Annotated in this window: 1 protein-coding gene; it reads left to right on the forward strand. The window is 62.0% G+C overall.

Annotated features, from left to right (window positions below; genetic code table 11):
- Positions 1-58: 58 nt before the first annotated feature.
- Positions 59-324 (forward strand): hypothetical protein (locus ABGA94_RS06770; protein ID WP_375366773.1); only part of this gene is annotated, 266 nt, incomplete at its 3' end.

Consider the following 324-nt stretch of genomic DNA (forward strand, 5'->3'; position numbering starts at 1 on the left):
TTCTTTGCCTCGATGTTGTGAAGGGAAGCTCATCCAGGTCGCTGCATGTCCTGCTGCAGTGCATGATCGCCGCCACGCGGCCATCGTTCTGTCACGGTTGCACGGATCGCACCTGTCCGACAACTGGGTGGCCACCTACGGCTACTGGGCAGTGCTGGGTGGCGTGATCGTCACCAGCTTCTACAGCTTCCGCCTGCTGTTCCTGACCTTCCACGGCGCAGGTGGTACCGACTACCGGTTGGCCATGGGCCATGCTCAGGTTGATCTTGCCTTTTACGCCGGCACCGAACCGCAGCGGTGCGATGGCAATGCGCGCGCCGTCCA

The sequence above is a fragment of the Stenotrophomonas sp. 3diitr2024 genome (assembly GCF_042136455.1).
Classification (GTDB): Bacteria; Pseudomonadota; Gammaproteobacteria; order Xanthomonadales; family Xanthomonadaceae; genus Stenotrophomonas; species Stenotrophomonas sepilia.